Genomic DNA, 17,668 nt, shown 5'->3' with positions numbered 1-17,668 from the left:
TCTGCTGCCCAGTGACGCTAGGGATGAGATGTGGCCATGTCAAGGTCTGGACCATTGCCCACCGGGGTGGTGAACGGAGGGAAACCTGCGGGATACACGAGTAACTGACGGCCCGTAACAAGCGCTTGCCAAGATCCCGGCAACCTCAGGAACGAAGGTGAGCCAGGACATGACATATACGTCGAACACCTCGCGCGACGCGCATACCTCCCCCGTGGCGGCCGGTGCCAGCCGTCGGAGTTTTCTGCGCAACGTAGGCATCACCGGCGGCGCGGGTGCCATGTTCGCCACCATGGGAGCGCTCGGTCTCGCGCCCACCGCCCAGGCCGCAGGCCGGGAACCCGCCTTCCGGGCGCCGAGCAAAGGGGACTTCACCCTCAAGGGGAGAGCGGCGGCGAAGGTCGTCGTGGTCGGCGGAGGCATCGCCGGTCTGGCCGCCGCGTACGAACTGGGAAAGGCGGGCTACGACTGTACGGTCCTGGAGGCCCGGGGCCGCACGGGCGGTCGTAACTTCACCGTGCGCGGCGGGGACTCGACCACCGACACGTACGGCAACAAGCAGACCGCGAAATTCCACGACGGCCAGTACATGAACGCCGGTCCCGGCCGGATTCCGCAGTGGATGGTCACCCTCGACTACTGCCGTGAACTCGGCGTACCTGTTGAGGTGTTCACCAATGTGAACGCCAATGCCTATATATACAACGAAACGGCGGGCATGAAGGCCCCGGTGCGCTACCGCACCGCGAAGGCCGACGTGTACGGCTACGTCGCCGAACTCCTCGCGAAGGCCACCGACAAGGGCGCACTCGACCGGCAGATCACCGTCGAGGACCAGGAGCGGCTCCTGGAGTTCCTGAAGGACTTCGGGGACATCGGCGACAGTCTCGACTACACCGGAAGCCCGCGCCGCGGCTTCCGTGTCGACCCGGCGGCGGCCGGCACCCCGGGCGAGGAGCTCGGCTCCGTACCCACCGCGTCCGAGGTGTTCGCGAGCGGCGTCGGACGGTACTTCTCCTTCGAGTTCGAGTACGACCAGGCCATGCTGATGTTCCAGCCGGTCGGCGGCATGGACCGGATCCCGGCCGCGCTCACCCGGGCCGTCGGGGAGCGCCGTATCAGGACGGGCGCGGCGGTCACCGACATCACCGACACGGCGCACGGCGTCACCGTGACCTACACCCAGTCCGGACGCACCCGGACCATCGACGCCGACTACTGCATCGCCGCGCTGCCGCCCAACATCCTCGCCAAGACCGCTCACAACCTCGGTCCCGCCGTCCAGACCGCGCTGGAGGCGTGCAAGCCGTCCTCGGCCGGGAAGATCGGTCTGGAGTACCGCAGCCGGTGGTGGGAGAGCGACCACCGGATCTACGGCGGCATCACGGAGACGGACCTGGACCTGTCCCACATCTGGTACCCGTCCTACGGTCACAACGGGGACCGGGGGCTCGTCATCGGGTACTACAACTACGGTTCCCAGGCCGACTCGTACGCCGCGCTCGCCCCGCGGGAGCGTGAGGCGCGCGCCGTCGCCCAGGGGGTCAAGATCCACGGCGAGAAGTACCGCACGGAGCTCTCCTCGTCGTTCTCCCACCACTGGCGCCAGACCCCCTACCTGGAGGCCGCCTGGCACTCACTCTCCGGTGGCCCCGACGCTCCGGCCTTCGCACCGCTCAACGAGGCCGCGGGGCACGTCTACTTCGCCGGTGACTACCTCAGCCACACGGACGCCTGGCAGCACGGGGCCTTCACGTCCGCGCGGAAGGCGGTCACCGCGCTCCACAGCCGTGTTCTGACGTAACGGCCGCGAAAGGGGCGCGGGCGGGAATGCCGGTGCCGTGCGGGGTGTTCTTGTCGAGGAACACGAGGAGGAGCGGTAACCGTGCCTGATCCGCAGAGTTTGTACGAATGGGAGCCGAAGGGCCTGGCCGTCGTCGACATGGCGCTCGCCCAGGAGTCGGCCGGCCTGGTCATGCTCTACCACTTCGACGGATACATCGACGCGGGCGAGACCGGCGAGCAGATCGTCGACGGCGTGCTCGAGACGCTGCCGCACCAGATCGTGGCCCGCTTCGACCACGACAGGCTCGTGGACTACCGCGCACGGCGCCCGCTGCTGACCTTCAAGCGGGACCGCTGGACGGCCTTCGAGGCACCGACGCTGGACGTGCGCGTGGTCCAGGACGCGACGGGCGCACCGTTCCTGCTGCTGTCCGGCCCCGAGCCGGATGTGGAGTGGGAGCGGTTCGCCGCCGCGGTCGAGCAGATCGTCGAGCGGCTCGGCGTCCGTCTCGCGGTCAACTTCCACGGCATCCCGATGGGCGTCCCGCACACCCGCCCGGTCGGAATAACCCCGCACGGCAACCGCACCGACCTCATGCCGGGTCACCGCAGCCCGTTCGACGAGGCACAGGTCCCCGGCTCCGCCGAGGCGCTCGTCGAGTACCGGCTGATGGAATCGGGCCACGACGTCCTCGGCGTCGCCGCCCACGTCCCGCACTACGTCGCCCGGTCCTCGTACCCGGACGCGGCCCTGACCGCGCTCGAGGCGATCACCGCCGCGACCGGCCTGGTCCTGCCGAGCGTCGCGCACGGTCTGCGCACAGAGGCACACCGCACCCAGACCGAGATCGACCGGCAGATCGGCCAGGGCGACGAGGAGCTCGTCTCGCTCGTCGAGGGGCTCGAGCACCAGTACGACGCGGTGGCGGGCTCCGAGACGCGTCGCAATCTCGTGGCGGAGCCGGTCGACCTGCCGTCGGCGGACGAGATCGGCCTCGAGTTCGAACGTTTCCTGGCCGAGCGCGAAGGTGACTCCTGAGGGCGGCTCCCGGCCGCACACAGGACACCTCTAGGCTCGGCGCATGCTGAAAGTGGGCCTGACCGGCGGGATCGGCGCCGGCAAGAGCGAAGTGTCACGGCTGCTCGTGAGCTACGGAGCCGTACTGATCGACGCCGACCGGATCGCGCGTGAGGTCGTCGAGCCCGGCACACCCGGGCTCGACGCCGTCGTCGAGGCCTTCGGGCCCGGGATCCTCACCCCGCAGGGCACCCTGGACCGGCCGGCACTCGGCGCGATCGTCTTCGCCGACTCCGAGCGCCTGGCCACGCTGAACGCCATCGTCCACCCACTCGTCGGCGCCCGGTCCGCGGAGCTGGAGCGGGCGGCCGGACCCGACGCCGTCGTCGTCCACGACGTCCCCCTCCTCACCGAGAACGGCCTCGCCCCGCTGTACGACCTGGTCGTGGTCGTGGACGCGACCCCCGGGACGCAGCTCGACCGGCTCGTCACGCTGCGCGGGATGACCGAGTCCGACGCGCGCGCCAGGATGGCCGCGCAGGCCACCCGCGAGGAACGAAAGGCCGTCGCCGACCTGGTCGTCGACAACGACGGGCCGCTGGAGGCACTGGAGCCGCAGGTCCGTGCCCTGTGGTCGGAACTGACCGCGCGGGCCGCCGGAGGCTGAGCCCGCGCCGGGGACGGAATACGAGGATCCGGCCGGGCGTTGAAGTGCCCCGGACGTTGAAGTACCGCAGCCGAGGGGAAGGATGCCGGCATGCCCGAGCGAAACCCGGAAACCCATGTCATCGACTTCCGTGCGGCGGAACAGCTCCTCGCGGCGCGGGATCCGAGAGGTGCGGTGAAACTCCTCGACTCGGTGATAGCCGCCCATCCGGAGAACACGGCCGCCCGGCTGCTGCGTGCGCGGGCCTTCTTCGCCGCCGCTCAACTCCGCCCGGCCGAGCTCGAGTTCGAGCTGGTCCTGGAGCGGGAGCCGGACAACGCCTTCGCGCACTTCGCCCTGGCCCGCACCTTCCAGCGCGCCGGCCGCCCCGAGCAGGCCACCCGCCACTTCCGGCTGGCCGCGGCGCTCGACCCGAATCCGGAGTACCTCGAGGCAGCCCGCTTCGACAAGGCCCCCTGACCCGCCCCTCCGTGCTCAGCGGCCGAGCCCGTCCCGCTCGTCGCGGTCGGGCTCGTACGGCGGGACGTCCCTGCCCGGCTGGTAGTGCGGACCCTGACGGATGTGGTGGACGACGAAGCAGAAGTCCGTGACCGTCACGACGAGAAGCACGCCGCACGCCGCCGCCCAGCCGGCGCGTCCGGTCAGCACGAAGGCCGTCAGGCCGAAAGCGGCCCAGATCATCCCCCATAGACTCAGCCAGAGCCGCATCCGCAGGGGACTGCGGGCGGTGGACGGTTCACTTCCGGTACGCATCGGCATCGCCTCTCCTCCAGCATGAACCCGGCGTGCGGCGTACGGAAACCGATGCCGGAGGACGAAGGGGAGCGGACTGTGGACGCCAGGGAACAGGGAAACTCCATCGGGGCAGGGGCGGCGTGGGGTGACGTCGTCGCCCGGCGGGCCCGGGTGCGCGGCGCCCTGCTGGGCGGCGCCGTCGGGGACGCCCTGGGGAACCCCGTCGAATTCCTCTCGCTCGGCGGCATCCGCCGCGCCTACGGGGAGCGTGGAGTGCGGGAGCCCGTCGCGGACGCGGACGGGGTCGTCGGGCGGATCACGGACGACACCCAGATGACGCTGTTCACGGTCGAAGGGCTGATCAGGGCCCATGCCAGGGCCAGGTCGAAGGGGGTCGGCGGCTCCGAGACCGCCCTCGTACGCCATGCCTACCTGCGCTGGCTCGACACCCAGAACCACCCCTCTCCGCCGACGCGGGGCGGGGAGAACGCCGTACGGACCGGATGGCTCAGGCAGCAGCCCTGGCTGTACGCGCGCCGGGCGCCCGGCAACGCCTGTCTGACAGGGCTCGCGGCCGGCCACGTCCCCGGTACCGACGCACCGCTCGATCTGCCCGGCCCCGTCAACCCGCACTCCAAGGGCTGCGGCACGGTGATGAGGTCCGCACCCTTCGGGCTGCTCGGAGCCGACGCGCCCAGGGGATTCGAACTGGCCGCCCGGTGCGCGCAGATCACCCACGGCCACCCCACCGGTGCGTACGCGGCAGGAGCGCTCGCCGCGATCGTCACCCATCTGCTGGAGGGCGACTCCCCGGCGGGCGCCGTCCTGCGGGCCATGGATCTGCTGGCCCGCCACCGCGGCCACGAGGAGACGACGGCCGCGCTGCGAGCCGCCGTCGACCTGGCCGCCCGCGGCCGGCCGACCGCCGAGCGGGTGGAGTCGCTGGGGGCGGGGTGGGTCGCCGAGGAAGCCCTCGCCATCGCCGTCTACTGCGCGCTGGTGCTGCCGGGCCCCGGCGATGTGGCCGAGGCGCTGCTGCTCTCCGTCAACCACTCGGGCGACAGCGACTCCACGGGCTCGGTCTGCGGCAATCTGCTCGGCGCGCACCACGGGGACGTGGCGCTGCCGGCCTCCTGGCTCGCCCCCACGGAGGGCAGGGCCGTGATCGCGGAGCTTGCCGACGACCTGTGCATGGAGCTCGAGCAGCCCGTGGTGTGGCCCGACGGCCGCTATCCGCAGTACTGACGGGCACCGCCCGCGACCGTCCGGGGAACGGGGCCCGGCTGCCGTGCGTTCGGCCGGGTATGAGCGGACGACTGATACGTGAGGGACATTCGGGTACGGGGCCGGGCTCCATCACACCGGACGGCTGCGCGGTCGAGCTGTACGCGCGGCTGTCCGCCGGGAACGAACCGGATGTGATCGAGGCGGCCGTGCCCGCCGGAGCGAGCATTCTCGAACTGGGCTGCGGGGCGGGCCGGGTGACGCACCCACTGGCCGAACGCGGCTTCGTGGTGACCGCCGTGGACGAGTCGGCGCAGATGCTGGGACACGTCAGAGGCGCACGCACGGTGCGGAGCTCCATCGAGTCGCTCGACCTCGGCGACGAGAGGTTCGACGTGGTCATGCTCGCGTCGTTCCTGGTGCACACGAGTGACCACCGCGTCCGGGAAGGGCTGTTGCGGACCTGCCGCAGGTACGTCAAGGACGGCGGCGCCGTACTTCTCCAGCGCGAGGGTGCCGACTACCACACCAATCTGCCGCGGGAACGGGAGGACGAGGCCGCGGGCTGCACCATACGCGTCGTGTCGGCGGAGCCCTTGGGCGACGGGGTGTACGAGGTGCGTGCCGAGTACGTGTTCGAGGACGCGCGGTGGACCCAGACGTTCCGGTCGCGGGAACTGTCCCCCGGGCAGTTCGAGGCCTGTCTCGAAGCGGCCGGACTGACCGTCGACCGCTACCTCACCGATGACGGCGTCTGGGTGCTCGCCCGCCCCAAGTAGCCAACGGATCAAGTGAATCCGGGGTCCGGGACGCGATGAGTTCCGGACCCCGGCAGGGTCTACCCCTCTGTAAGCGCCGGGAAGGCGAAGCGGCAGGTCCGCCCCCGCCCCGGCGCACGTCATCCACGACGCCCTCCGAGGAGACCCTCATGTCCGAAACCAGTGCTGCCGCCGCTTCCCCCGCCGCACCGGCCACCGCGTCGCCGCGCCGCAGCCGGGCTTCCGTCGTCCTGACGGCGGCCCGGATCGTCCTCGCGCTCTTCTTCGGGCTGAGCGCGGTGCCCAAGCTCATCGCCCACGAGTCCGCGGTGGAGTCCTTCGACCGCATGGGCTGGAGCAGCGGCGCGATGTACACGATCGGCGGCCTGGAGCTGGTCGGCGCCGTCGCCCTCCTGATCCCCCTGCTGTCCGGGGTGGCCGCCATGGCCTTCGCCGGGCTGCTCGCCGGGGCTGCGATCGTGCAGCTGACGCTGCTGGACCCTCCGAACGCGGTCATGCCGGCGCTGCTCATCGCCGTGGTCGTCCTGATCGCCCGGGACCGGAGGGAGCGTACGGCGGAGCTGGTCGCGCTGCTCCGGGGGCGCGGCCGTTCGCGGCGCCGCGGTCAGTGAACGAACCTGTAGCTGCGCCAGGGCAGGCTGCGCGGGGAGTTCGCGTCGGTCAGCGTGGTGGCGACGTAGGTGGTGCCGGCGCCGGTGCAGTCGCGGGTGCGGTACAGGATCATGTCGATCAGGGTCCTGTTGGCGACCTCGTTGGCGCCGGCGGGCGCCATCCGGTGGCAGCCGTTCACCGAAGGGCTGTTCACGCTGATGACCCTGTCCCGCTCGGTGGTGTAGATGACCGGTCCGACCGCGGTGCGCCCGAGGCCGGAGCAGCCCGTGAGGCCGAGAGTGAGCAGGGCCGCGCCGACTGCGACGCCGGTGTGTCGGCGGCGTCGGCGGCGGTCGGTGGCGGTCGCGGTCGCGGTGACGGACATGGGCGGGTCCTCGTCTGCTCGTCCGGCTCATCGGTACGGCACAAAGACGTGCTGGTGCTGGTCACCCTGCCTGTTGCGCGGAGCCCCGGCACCCGGTGCGCGGCCGGTCGGGCCACTGACACCCGGACAGAGGTTCGACGGGTGCGCATACCGGGCATACCGTGGTAATAGGGCGTGATGGACGGGTGCTGGAACGCACTCTCGGATGCAGGGGGCCGTGATGGTCCAGGAGCTGGTGATCGCAGCGGTGGCGGCGGTCTCGGGCGCGGCGGTGTACGGAATGGCCGCGGCCCGGGTGGTCAAGCAGTACGAACGTGGAGTGGTGCTCCGGCTCGGCAGGCTCCACGACCGTGTGCGACCGCCGGGATTCACCATGATCGTTCCGGGTGTGGACCGGCTCCGCAAGGTGAACATGCAGATCGTGACGATGCCGGTGCCCGCGCAGGACGGCATCACGCGGGACAACGTGACGGTCCGGGTGGACGCCGTCATCTACTTCAAGGTGGTGGACCCGGCGAGCGCGGTGATCGCGGTGGAGGACTACCGGTTCGCGGTCTCGCAGATGGCTCAGACGTCCCTCCGGTCGATCATCGGCAAGAGCGACCTGGACGATCTGCTGTCCAACCGGGAGAAGCTGAACCAGGGACTGGAACTGATGATCGACAGTCCGTCGGTCGGCTGGGGTGTGCAGATCGACCGCGTCGAGATCAAGGACGTGTCCCTGCCGGAGACGATGAAGCGGTCCATGGCCAGGCAGGCCGAGGCCGACCGTGAGCGGCGCGCGCGGGTCATCAACGCCGACGCGGAACTGCAGGCCTCGAAGAAGCTGGCCCAGGCGGCCCAGGAGATGTCCAGCCAGCCGGCGGCGCTGCAGCTCCGACTGCTGCAGACCGTGGTCGCGGTGGCGGCCGAGAAGAACTCCACGCTGGTGCTGCCGTTCCCCGTCGAACTGCTCCGCTTCCTGGAGCGTGCGCAGCAGGGGCAGCCGCCCGCGGAGGTGCGGCAGCCGCAGAGTCCGTCCGGGTACGACGGGTCCTCCCCGCAGACCGAGCCCCATGCGCGGACCGGGTCCCAGGCGCAGGCGGAGTCCCACGCGCCGGAGTCCCATGCGCGGGGCGAGGACCTCGCACAGGACGGGTCACGGGCCGCGCGCCTCCCGGCGGACGAGCCTCCCGCGCCGCGTGACCCCGCGACCGGGTTGCCCGACCCCGCGACCGCGTCGCCGGACTCCGCGGAGGAGCGGCAGCACGGCGGGGCCCGCGCCGAGCCCTTCGTCCATCACTGACGCGGACACCACGCCCGCCCCGGCCCGTGGGAACACGTGCGGGGCGGGCGTTGTCGTACCCCCCGCCTAGACTCGCGAAGACAGGATTCAGGCATGCGGACCCAGGCGGGAGGGGTAGTGGGCATGGCACAGCGGACCACGGTCCCGGCCGCCGAGCGGCTGGTGCGGTGCGCGGCGGTCTTCCTTCCGGCCGCGCTGCCCCGGGACGGCCGGGTCGCCTTCTGGGACCCCGAGGGCGGTACCGCCTTCACCGGTCCCGACGAGCCGCCGGGCGACGGCGGGGATCCGCCGTACACCGTCACGGAGCTGACGGTCGTCGGGCCGTACGGCGCGGGCGCGGCCCGGCGCCGCACGGTGCCCGCCGCAGTGCTGTCCGTCGCGGATGCCGTGCCGCTCCTCGCGCGCGCCCGGCACCGGGCCTCCGCCCACCCCGCCACGCGCGCCTGGGGCGCGGCCGCGCTGCACGCGCTCACCCTGGTGGCGCGCGGCAGGCTCCTGCCCGGTCTGACGGCCGACGACCACGACGCATGGCGGGCCGGGCCCCGTGACGCGGAGGACATCGCCCACCTCAGGGCCGTCGCCGCCTCGATGCCCCCCGAGGGGTACGCGGTCCCGCTCGACGGCTCACCGCTGCGGGTCCCGGACCCGCCGGCCCTGCTCGGAGCGTTCCTCGACGCCGTGGCGGACACCCTGCCCCGGACTCCGGCCGCGGGCCACGCGATGGGCGCGCCGTTCGCCGCGCGCGAGGCGCAGCAGCTGCCCGGCGCCCGCGCCTGGGCCGTCGAGGTGGCTGCCGGACTCGACGCGGGGGTGCGCGTCTCCCTCCGGCTCGACCTGTCCGTCAGCGAACTCTTCGACACCACCGGGCCCACCACGGACCCGGACGGGGACGCGCACGGATCCCCGACAGCAGCCCGCCACGCCGCAGCGGCCGTCACACAGGTGCACAGCCTGGCCGACCCGACGTACGTCACCGATGCGGCGACGTTGTGGAGCGGCGGGGCAGGGGAGCCCTTCGGGCCGCGGGCGAGGATCGACGCGGTGCTCGCCCTGCGCCGCGCCGCCCGGATCTGGCCCCCGCTGGAGCGGCTGCTGGACCAGCCGGTCCCCGACGTGCTCGCGCTCGCCGAGGACGAGCTCTACGAACTGATCGGCGAAGCGGGACCACGGCTCGCGGCGGCCGGGGTCGCCGTCCACTGGCCCCGGGAGCTCGCCCGCTCGCTCACCGCCACGGCCGTCGTCCGGCCCGCGCCGGGCTCGGCCACCGACGGCACCTCGTTCTTCGACGCGGAGCACCTCTTCGCGTTCAACTGGCAGCTGTCCCTGGGCGACGAGCAGCTCACCGAGGCCGAGATGGACACGCTGGCCGAGGCCCACCGGCCGGTGGTGCGGCTGCGCGACCAGTGGGTGGTCGTGGATCCCGCGCTCGTACGCAAGGCGCGCAAGCGGGAGCTCGGTCTGCTGGATCCGGTGGACGCGCTCGCCGTCGCCCTGACAGGCAGCGCCGAGGTCGACGGCGAACAGGTCGAGGCGGTGCCGGCCGGCGCGCTCGCGGCACTCCGCTCGCGCATCCTCGACGAGGGCGCCACCCTCCCGCCGCCGCCCGGCCTCGACGCCACCCTCCGCGACTACCAGCTGCGAGGTCTGGCCTGGCTGGACCGGATGACCTCGCTCGGCCTGGGCGGCTGCCTCGCCGACGACATGGGCCTGGGCAAGACCATCACCGTCATCGCCCTCCATCTGCACCGCGCCCACGCCGCCCCCACGCTGGTCGTCTGTCCCGCCTCCCTCCTCGGCAACTGGCACCGGGAGATCAACCGCTTCGCGCCCGGCGTCCCCGTGCGCCGCTTCCACGGCACCGACCGCACGCTCACCGACCCGGACGGCGGCTTCGTCCTCACCACCTACGGCACGATGCGGTCCAGCGCGGACCGGCTCGCCGAGCACACGTGGGGTCTGGTCGTCGCCGACGAGGCCCAGCACGTGAAGAATCCGCACTCCTCCACGGCCAAGGCGCTGCGCACCATCCCGGCCCCGGCCCGCGTCGCGCTGACCGGCACGCCCGTCGAGAACAACCTCTCCGAGCTCTGGGCCCTGCTCGACTGGACCACCCCCGGGCTGCTCGGCCCGCTCAAGGCGTTCCGGTCCCGGCACGCCCGGATCGTCGAGAACACCGGCACCGCGGCGGGCCTGGGCAACGAGGAGGCGGTCGAGCGGCTCTCCCGGCTGGTCCGCCCCTTCCTCCTGCGCCGCAAGAAGTCGGACCCGGGCATCGCGCCCGAGCTGCCGCCGAAGACGGAGACCGACCACGCCGTCTCCCTCACCCGCGAGCAGGCCACGCTCTACGAGGCGGCCGTGCGCGAGACGATGGCCTTCATCGAGCAGTCCGAGGGCATCGCCCGCCGCGGGCTGATCATGAAACTGCTCGGTTCGCTCAAGCAGATTTGCAACCACCCCGCGCAGTACCTCAAGGAGGAGCCGACCCGGCTCACGGGACGCTCGGGCAAGCTCGCCCTGCTCGACGAGCTCCTCGACACGATCCTCTCCGAGGACGCCTCCGTCCTGATCTTCACCCAGTACGTGTCGATGGCCCGTCTCCTCTCCGCCCACCTGGCCTCCCGCTCCGTCCCCTCCCAGCTCCTGCACGGCGGTACCCCGGTGCCCGAGCGGGAGCGGATGGTGGACCGCTTCCAGTCCGCCGAGGTCCCCGTCTTCCTGCTCTCCCTCAAGGCGGCCGGCACCGGGCTGAACCTCACCCGGGCCGCCCACGTCATCCACTACGACCGCTGGTGGAATCCCGCGGTCGAGGAGCAGGCCACCGACCGTGCGTACCGCATCGGCCAGACGCAGCCCGTGCAGGTGCACCGGCTCATCGCGGAGGGCACCGTCGAGGACCGGATCAGCGAGCTGCTGGAGTCCAAGCGCGCGCTCGCCGACGCGGTGCTCGGATCCGGCGAGGCCGCTCTGACCGAGCTCAGCGACCGTGACCTGGCCGACCTCGTCTCGCTCCGGAGGACGGCATGAGCCCGGCCGCACGCCCCCGCCCCACGGCGCGTCCCGGCCCCGACGACCTGCGGCGCACCTTCGAGGCGGTGCCCGCCCGTGCCTCGGACACCGCGGAACCCTTCGCGGACAGCTGGTGGGGCCGGGCCTGGGTGGACGCCCTGGAGTCCCTGTCGATGGACGAGGGGCGCCTCGCCCGCGGCCGTACGTACGCCGACGGCGGCCATGTCGCCGCGATCACCGTGACCCCCGGCCGGGTCATCGCCTACGTCCACGGCAGCCGCCCCCGCCCGTACAGGGCGGAGCTGCGCCTGCGTACGCTCTCGGCCTCCGACTGGGACACCTTCCTGGACGCCGTCGCGGCGCGGCCCGGGCATCTGTCCGCGCTGCTCGACAAGGACATGCCGCATTCCCTGGTCGACACGGCGGGGGAGACCGGTATCCGGTTGCTGCCCGCCGCCGGCGACCTCGACCCGGACTGCTCCTGCCCGGACCGGGGCTGGCCCTGCAAGCACGTGGCGGCGCTCTGCTTCCAGACGGCACGGCTCCTGGACAGCGACCCCTTCGTCCTGCTGCTGATGCGCGGCCGGGGCGAGCGCGAACTCCTCGACGAGCTGGGCCGCCGCAACGCCGAGCACTCCGCCCGAGAACGCCCCGCCACCCCGGCGATGCCCTCGCTCCCGGCAGCCGAGGTCCTGGCCGGCCGCTTCCTGCCGCCGCTCCCGGCACCGCTGCCCGTGCCGCCGTACCCCGGGCAGCCGCCCTCCTACCCGGACCTGCCCGGCGCCCATGACCCGCTGTCCCTGGACCACCTCGCCTCGGACGCGGCTGCCCGCGCCCACGCACTCCTGACCACCGGGGACGACCCGATCGCCGGGCTCAGCACCTGGCAGGACGCGGTGCGCATCGCCGCGTCCCGGCCCACCGCGGGGCTCACGGCAACGACCCGGGCCCTCTACCGCGAGCTGGCCTACGCCACCGGCCGCAGCACCACCGACCTGGCACGCGCCGTCGCCGCCTGGAGGCAGGGCGGCGCCGAGGGCCTCGCGGTCCTGGAGAGCCCCTGGGACCCACCGGCGGGCCCGTTCGACCGGGCCCGCCCCGCCCTCGCGGCGGCCGACTTCCCGCGCTTCCAGCCCTGGCGCAACCACCTCACCAACGCCGGGGGCACCCTCCAGCTCCGCTTCGGCCACGACGGCCGCTGGTACGGCTACGAATCGGACCCGGGCGCGGACGACTGGTGGCCCCGCGCCACCCCGGACCCCGACCCGGTGGGCGCGCTCACCGCCCTGCGGGGCTGATGAGCCGTCAGCTCTGTGCGTAATAGGTGAGCAGCCCGATCACCAGGACCGCGCACAGGGGCAGCATCACCCAGCGGGCCTTGCGGAACGACTCGTTCTCCTGCTGGGACAGCCCGCGGTCGGCACCGTGGGCGGTGGACAGATGCTCCCCGGCCATGTCCAGGAGCTTCCTCGTCGTCAGCAGGGACGGCGACCAGTCGCAGTGCGCGCACACGAGGAAGTCGCGGTAGGGGTCGTACCGGAAGTCGCGTTCGATGTTCACCGTGAAGACCTGGCCGCCCGGTCCGGTGGCTGTGAAGTGCCGTATCGCCGCGCCCATGTGCATCGCTCCCGTGCTCGTCCGTCGTTTCCGGGCAACGGTAGGCGGCACCGGTGCGGACGCGGCCCCGGGGTTCAGAAGTCGGCGAGGGTGCGTTCGTCGAGGCGGGCCACCGAGTCCTGGGCGTAGGCCTTCTCGTACGCGGCGCGGATCCGCTCGATCTGCGGGTCGCGCAGGCGCGCCTCCGACGCCGGATAGAGCAGGATCAGTTCGTACGAACGCTCCCGCTCGATCACCCCGTTGGAGTCCCGCCACTGCCCACGGCCGTCCTGGATCGTCAGGCCGGCCGGGAAGTCCGGCGTCACGTTCCGGTCGACGAAGGCGAGGAACTGCGGGTCGGTCACATCCGGTCCCCCGTCGGGGCGTTCCGTACCGAAGAACAGACGGGTCTCCACGTACTCGGCGCCCCGGACCGCCGTCGCCCGCGCCGCCGGTGCCTCGCTGCCGAGTGTGGCGTACGCGATCGGCGCGCCCGTGGCGAGTGCCGCGCAGGCGGCCACACCCGCCAGGACCGCGGTGCGCCGCGTGGATCGCTCGGGGCCCGGCTTCGGTCGGTTGCGCAGACGCAGCAAGATGATCTCCCACGGGCGGTCGGATGCCGGAACGGCGCTCACCGTGGCACGCGGTCGGCGCAACGGCCCGGCAGGACACCGGGATCCGGGCCGGACCACCCGTAAGGGTGAGGTGCTACGGCCCCGCGGCACCCGTCGTCGTGACTCCGGGCAACGACACCCCGCGGCCCGCGAAGAAGCGTTCGAAGACGGGCAGCGGCAGCTCGGCCGCGCGTGTGTCCGCCGTCGTCCCGGACGGGTTGTGGAAGTGCACTCCCGATCCGTCCGCGGTGCGCGAGGTCAGCAGGACCAGATGCCCGCCCCGCCCCGGCGCCGGCAGTTCCGGGTGCCGGATTCCGTAGTGCACGGACGCCATCACACTCCTGCCGTCGTCCAGCAGCCCGAGGATCCCGGCGGGGGACAGGTGCCGGTGGACGGTCGCGTCGAGGCCGTGCGCCTCGGTCACGTACGCGGCGAACGGGGCGTAGACCAGGCCCCGGATCACCCCGTGGGCGTCCTCGGTGTACGCGCCGTACTCGACGGCCCCGTCGCGCAGCGCGAACAGGGTCGGAGCGGTGGGGCCGAGCGCCATGCGCAGGCAGGTCATACCGCACAGATGGCCTGCCCAGCGCGCGTACTCGGCGGGCGAGACCGCGCCGGAGTCCGCCCAGGCCGGGTCCTCGGCCGGATCGAGCCCGCCCTCCACGATCGCGCCCACCAGGCCGGGCGACGCGAACTGCGTGTGCACGGGGGTCCGGCAGCCGGTGCAGATCACTGGCGGTATCCGCTCAGGAAGCGGCCGATGCGGCTGATCGCCGCGTCGAGGACGTCGGCATGGGGGAGGGTCAGGATCCGGAAGTGGTCGGGGCGCGGCCAGTTGAAGCCGGTGCCCTGAACCACCTGGATCTTCTCCCGCAGCAGGAGGTCCAGGACGAACCGCTCGTCGTCGACGATGTTGTGGACCTTGGGGTCGATGCGAGGGAACGCGTACAGGGCGCCCTTCGGCTTCACGCACGACACCCCCGGGATCTCGTTCAGCCGCTCCCAGGCCCGGTCGCGCTGCTCGTGGAGCCTGCCCCCGGGGGCGACGAGCCCACGGATCGACTGCCGGCCGCCGAGCGCCGCCTGGATCGCGTACTGGGCGGGGGCGTTGGGGCACAGCCGCATGGAGGCGAGCATGGTGAGCCCCTCCAGGTAGTTGCGGGCGTGCTGCCGGGGGCCCGACACCACCAGCCAGCCGGAGCGGAACCCCGCCACACGGTACGTCTTGGACAGCCCGCTGAAGGTGAGGCAGAGCAGATCCGGGGCCAGGACCGCCACGGAGTGGTGCTCGGCGTCGTCGTAGAGGATCTGGTCGTAGATCTCGTCGGCGAACACCATCAGCCCGTGCCTGCGTGCCAGATCGAGCATGCCCTCGAGGATCTCGCGGGGATAGACGGCACCCGTCGGGTTGTTCGGGTTGATGATCACCACGGCCCTGGTGCGGTCGGTGATCTTCGAGGCCATGTCCGCGAGGTCCGGATTCCAGTCCGCTGCCTCGTCGCAGGTGTAATGCACGGCCTTGCCGCCCGCGAGTGTGGTGACGGCGGTCCACAGCGGGTAGTCGGGGCTCGGGACGAGGATCTCGTCGCCGTCCTCCAGAAGTGCCTGTACGGACATGGAGATCAGCTCGGAGACGCCGTTGCCGAGGAAGATGTCGTCGACGTCGACGTCGGTCAGGCCCATCGCCTGGTAGCGCTGCGCCACGGCCCGGCGGGCGGAGAGGATGCCGCGCGAATCGGTGTAGCCATGTGCCTGCGGGAGCATCCGGATCATGTCCTGGACGATCTCCTCGGGGGCCTCGAACCCGAAGAGCGCCGGGTTGCCCGTGTTGAGGCGGAGCACGCTGTGGCCCGCCTCCTCCAGGGCGTTGGCCTCCTCGATGACAGGGCCCCGGATCTCGTAACAGACCTCGTTGAGCTTGCTGGACTGCCGGAACTCCATGCTGTGCCCTCCCCGATCCCGAACTGCGGTACTTGGTTTTACCAAGTTGGAGCTTGGAAAGTCCAACAACATGTCTAGACTGCGTCGCATGCCACGTCAGCAGCCGTCAGCACGCCCCGCCCGCCGCCGGAGTTACGACCAGTTCTGTGCCACCGCCCGGGCCCTCGACTCCGTGGGCGACCGGTGGACGCTGCTGATCGTCCGTGAACTGCTGGCCGGCCCGCGCCGGTACACGGATCTGCACGCCGACCTGCCCGGCGTCAGCACGGACGTGCTCGCCTCCCGGCTCAAGGACATGGAGCAGAGCGGCCTCGCCGTGCGCCGGCGCCTTCCGCCGCCGGCGGCCACCGCGGTCTACGAACTGACCGAACACGGTCGCGGACTGCTCCCGGTCCTCACCGCGCTCGCGCGGTGGGGCACACCCGCACTCGCCGAACGCCGCCCCACCGACGCGGTCCGTGCCCACTGGTTCGCCCTGCCCCTGCTGCGCGCGATGGACGGGACGAAGCACGCGGGAGTCGTCGAAGTCCGTCTGGAGGAAGGGGAGTTCCACATCCGAACGGGCGGGGACGCGCAGCGGGACGATGCCTACGGGTACGGCCCCGCCGCGCACCCCGACGCCCGCATCGTGCTCGACGCCGAGCTCTGCCTGGCGCTGGGGCGCGGCGAACTGACACTGGCCGAAGCGGTCGCGGAGGGCCGGGCCGAGGTTCAGGGGGAAGGCCCGCTCGCCACCGAACTCCGCGGGGGATGACACCCGCGCCACCGGTGACGGCGGCCCGACTCGCGCGTAGCGTGGGTTCGTTCATCCGGTCCGGCGGGACGAGGGAGATGTCCATGGAGTTCGGCAGCAGGGTCGGCACGAAGCAGCAGGGCACGCTGCGCAAGGTCATACTCGTGAGCGCTTGTGTGACCGCGCTCGGTCTCGTCCCGGCAGCCGCGGTCGCGACGCCCGGCAGCGGTGTGAGCGGCACCGTCGTCGCCAAGGGCACGTCCGAGGGCAAGCTGAAGGTGAAGACCCCCAAGGGCCGCACGGATGTGACCGTCCGGACCATCACCATCGCGCCCGGCGGCTCCACCGGCTGGCACACCCACCCGGGCCAGCTGATCGCCGTCGTCCAGTCCGGGACGCTGACCCGGACCCTCGACGACTGCTCGGTGGAGGTGACACCCGCGGGAACGGCGTTCATCGAGCCGTCCGGAACCAAACACCGGCACATCGGGCGCAACCTCGGCACGGAACCCGTGGTGCTGTGGGTGACCTATCTGCTTCCCGAGGGCAGCGAACTCTCCGACGACGCCGACGCGGTGCACTGCCCGGCGGCGAAGTAGGTCCGGCGCCGGGGCGGGGCGCGCTCACGCACGGAAGCCGGTGCGGTCCCGGGTGATGATGGGAACGTGCGATTCGAACCGATCACCTGGGAACGCCTCGCCGAAGCGCTGGCCGCGCACGCCGACGGCCTGAAACCGGCCGACGGCGGGCCCTGGCTCAGAGTCGGCGTCGACGGCGCTCCGGCCGCCCGCCCCGGTGAGCCCGCCGAACGCGTCGCCGAGGAACTGCGGGCGCGCGGCCGCGCGGTGCTCACCGTCTCCACCGCAGGGTTCCTCCGGCCGGCGAGTCTGCGCTACGAGTACGGCAAGGAGGATCCCGACTCGTACGCCGACAGCTGGTTCGACACCAACGCACTGTGGCGCGAGGTGTTCCGTCCGCTGGAGCCCGGTGGCAGCGGACGGGTGCTGCCCGACCTCTGGGACCCCGTGACGGACCGGGCCACCCGCAGCCCGTACCGGGTCCTGCCCGAGGGCGGGGTGCTGATCGTGCACGGGCCGCTGCTCCTCGGGCAGTGGTTCCCCTTCGACCTCGCCGTTCACCTTCGCCTCTCGCCCGGTGCGCTGCGACGGCGTACCGATGAGGGCGAGCGGTGGACACTGCCCGCCTTCGCCCGGTACGAGGACGAGGTGGCGCCCGCCGACCGCGCGGACGCGGTGGTGCGGGCCGACGACCCGCACCACCCCGCCTGGACCGGCATCGGCATGTGACC

At 72.2% G+C, this 17,668-nt stretch carries 19 protein-coding genes; 13 read left to right on the top strand and 6 right to left on the bottom strand.

From position 1 onward, the window contains the following. The first annotated feature begins 280 nt into the window (after positions 1-280). From ACFW9O_RS22200 to ACFW9O_RS22185, 4 genes are all read left to right on the top strand, one after another. Positions 281-1,804 (top strand): flavin monoamine oxidase family protein, encoded by a 1,524-nt coding sequence (locus ACFW9O_RS22200; protein ID WP_384611654.1) that lies wholly within the window; start codon positions 281-283, stop codon positions 1,802-1,804. Positions 1,805-1,885: 81 nt separating this feature from the next. Further along, positions 1,886-2,824 carry a PAC2 family protein gene (locus tag ACFW9O_RS22195; protein WP_351177785.1) on the top strand — a complete coding sequence of 313 codons (939 nt, stop codon included), beginning with the start codon at positions 1,886-1,888 and terminating at the stop codon, positions 2,822-2,824. A 43-nt stretch (positions 2,825-2,867) separates the two neighbouring features. Beyond that, a complete protein-coding gene (gene coaE / locus ACFW9O_RS22190) occupies positions 2,868-3,470 on the top strand; it encodes a dephospho-CoA kinase (RefSeq protein ID WP_384611556.1) in 603 nt (200 codons plus the stop codon). 90 nt (positions 3,471-3,560) lie between these two features. Continuing rightward, positions 3,561-3,929, top strand: a complete 369-nt coding sequence (locus ACFW9O_RS22185) for a tetratricopeptide repeat protein (protein ID WP_384611554.1) — start codon at positions 3,561-3,563, stop codon at positions 3,927-3,929. A 15-nt stretch (positions 3,930-3,944) separates the two neighbouring features. On the opposite strand, the gene ACFW9O_RS22180 is transcribed toward ACFW9O_RS22185, so the two are convergent. Then, positions 3,945-4,223, bottom strand: coding sequence for a DUF6343 family protein (locus tag ACFW9O_RS22180; protein ID WP_351175937.1), 279 nt, complete (start codon positions 4,221-4,223; stop codon positions 3,945-3,947). Between the two features lie 78 nt (positions 4,224-4,301). On the opposite strand from ACFW9O_RS22180, the gene ACFW9O_RS22175 reads away from it, so the two are divergent. The 3 genes from ACFW9O_RS22175 (at position 4,302) to ACFW9O_RS22165 (ending at position 6,819) form a co-directional block, all read left to right on the top strand. Continuing rightward, positions 4,302-5,450 (top strand): ADP-ribosylglycohydrolase family protein, encoded by a 1,149-nt coding sequence (locus ACFW9O_RS22175; protein ID WP_384611552.1) that lies wholly within the window; start codon positions 4,302-4,304, stop codon positions 5,448-5,450. A 59-nt stretch (positions 5,451-5,509) separates the two neighbouring features. After that, positions 5,510-6,208 carry a class I SAM-dependent methyltransferase gene (locus ACFW9O_RS22170; RefSeq protein ID WP_384611550.1) on the top strand — a complete coding sequence of 233 codons (699 nt, stop codon included), beginning with the start codon at positions 5,510-5,512 and terminating at the stop codon, positions 6,206-6,208. A 149-nt stretch (positions 6,209-6,357) separates the two neighbouring features. Further along, positions 6,358-6,819 carry a DoxX family protein gene (locus ACFW9O_RS22165; RefSeq protein WP_384611548.1) on the top strand — a complete coding sequence of 154 codons (462 nt, stop codon included), beginning with the start codon at positions 6,358-6,360 and terminating at the stop codon, positions 6,817-6,819. Here the strand turns inward: ACFW9O_RS22165 and ACFW9O_RS22160 are convergent. Beyond that, the gene (locus ACFW9O_RS22160) at positions 6,813-7,184 is read right to left on the bottom strand and encodes a hypothetical protein (RefSeq protein ID WP_384611546.1); all 372 of its coding nucleotides are present in this window, start codon (positions 7,182-7,184) and stop codon (positions 6,813-6,815) included. The genes ACFW9O_RS22165 and ACFW9O_RS22160 overlap by 7 nt on opposite strands. 220 nt (positions 7,185-7,404) lie before the next feature. On the opposite strand from ACFW9O_RS22160, the gene ACFW9O_RS22155 reads away from it, so the two are divergent. The 3 genes from ACFW9O_RS22155 (at position 7,405) to ACFW9O_RS22145 (ending at position 12,773) form a co-directional block, all read left to right on the top strand. Beyond that, complete coding sequence (locus tag ACFW9O_RS22155; RefSeq protein WP_384611652.1) at positions 7,405-8,469, top strand: SPFH domain-containing protein; 1,065 nt, start codon at positions 7,405-7,407, stop codon at positions 8,467-8,469. Positions 8,470-8,592: 123 nt separating this feature from the next. Continuing rightward, a complete protein-coding gene (locus tag ACFW9O_RS22150; RefSeq protein ID WP_384611545.1) occupies positions 8,593-11,493 on the top strand; it encodes an SNF2-related protein in 2,901 nt (966 codons plus the stop codon). Next, the gene (locus ACFW9O_RS22145) at positions 11,490-12,773 is read left to right on the top strand and encodes an SWIM zinc finger family protein (protein ID WP_384611543.1); all 1,284 of its coding nucleotides are present in this window, start codon (positions 11,490-11,492) and stop codon (positions 12,771-12,773) included. Before ACFW9O_RS22150 ends, ACFW9O_RS22145 begins: the two co-directional genes overlap by 4 nt. A 7-nt stretch (positions 12,774-12,780) precedes the next feature. On the opposite strand, the gene ACFW9O_RS22140 is transcribed toward ACFW9O_RS22145, so the two are convergent. The 4 genes from ACFW9O_RS22140 to ACFW9O_RS22125 all read right to left on the bottom strand — a co-directional run bounded on the left by ACFW9O_RS22140 (position 12,781) and on the right by ACFW9O_RS22125 (position 15,626). Then, the gene (locus tag ACFW9O_RS22140) at positions 12,781-13,092 is read right to left on the bottom strand and encodes a hypothetical protein (RefSeq protein ID WP_351175904.1); all 312 of its coding nucleotides are present in this window, start codon (positions 13,090-13,092) and stop codon (positions 12,781-12,783) included. A gap of 74 nt (positions 13,093-13,166) precedes the next feature. Further along, positions 13,167-13,661, bottom strand: a complete 495-nt coding sequence (locus ACFW9O_RS22135; RefSeq protein WP_384611650.1) for a DUF3574 domain-containing protein — start codon at positions 13,659-13,661, stop codon at positions 13,167-13,169. A 118-nt stretch (positions 13,662-13,779) separates the two neighbouring features. Then, complete coding sequence (locus tag ACFW9O_RS22130) at positions 13,780-14,418, bottom strand: peptidase (RefSeq protein ID WP_384611541.1); 639 nt, start codon at positions 14,416-14,418, stop codon at positions 13,780-13,782. Next, positions 14,415-15,626 carry a pyridoxal phosphate-dependent aminotransferase gene (locus ACFW9O_RS22125; RefSeq protein ID WP_351175908.1) on the bottom strand — a complete coding sequence of 404 codons (1,212 nt, stop codon included), beginning with the start codon at positions 15,624-15,626 and terminating at the stop codon, positions 14,415-14,417. The genes ACFW9O_RS22130 and ACFW9O_RS22125 overlap by 4 nt, the downstream gene beginning before the upstream one ends. Before the next feature lie 88 nt (positions 15,627-15,714). Between ACFW9O_RS22125 and ACFW9O_RS22120 the strand changes: the two genes are divergently transcribed. The 3 genes from ACFW9O_RS22120 to ACFW9O_RS22110 all read left to right on the top strand — a co-directional run bounded on the left by ACFW9O_RS22120 (position 15,715) and on the right by ACFW9O_RS22110 (position 17,666). Continuing rightward, entirely contained in the window at positions 15,715-16,380 is a 666-nt protein-coding gene (locus ACFW9O_RS22120) for a winged helix-turn-helix transcriptional regulator (RefSeq protein ID WP_384611539.1), read from the top strand. Positions 16,381-16,463: 83 nt separating this feature from the next. Further along, positions 16,464-16,958: a cupin domain-containing protein gene (locus ACFW9O_RS22115; RefSeq protein ID WP_384611538.1), complete on the top strand. Its 495-nt coding sequence runs from the start codon at positions 16,464-16,466 to the stop codon at positions 16,956-16,958. A 66-nt stretch (positions 16,959-17,024) separates the two neighbouring features. Beyond that, a complete protein-coding gene (locus tag ACFW9O_RS22110; RefSeq protein ID WP_384611536.1) occupies positions 17,025-17,666 on the top strand; it encodes a uridine kinase in 642 nt (213 codons plus the stop codon). Positions 17,667-17,668 lie beyond the last annotated feature (2 nt).

Source organism: Streptomyces sp. NPDC059499 (genome assembly GCF_042749285.1).
In the GTDB taxonomy this organism is placed as follows: domain Bacteria; phylum Actinomycetota; class Actinomycetes; order Streptomycetales; family Streptomycetaceae; genus Streptomyces.
This window is presented reverse-complemented; position numbering and strand designations above follow the sequence as displayed.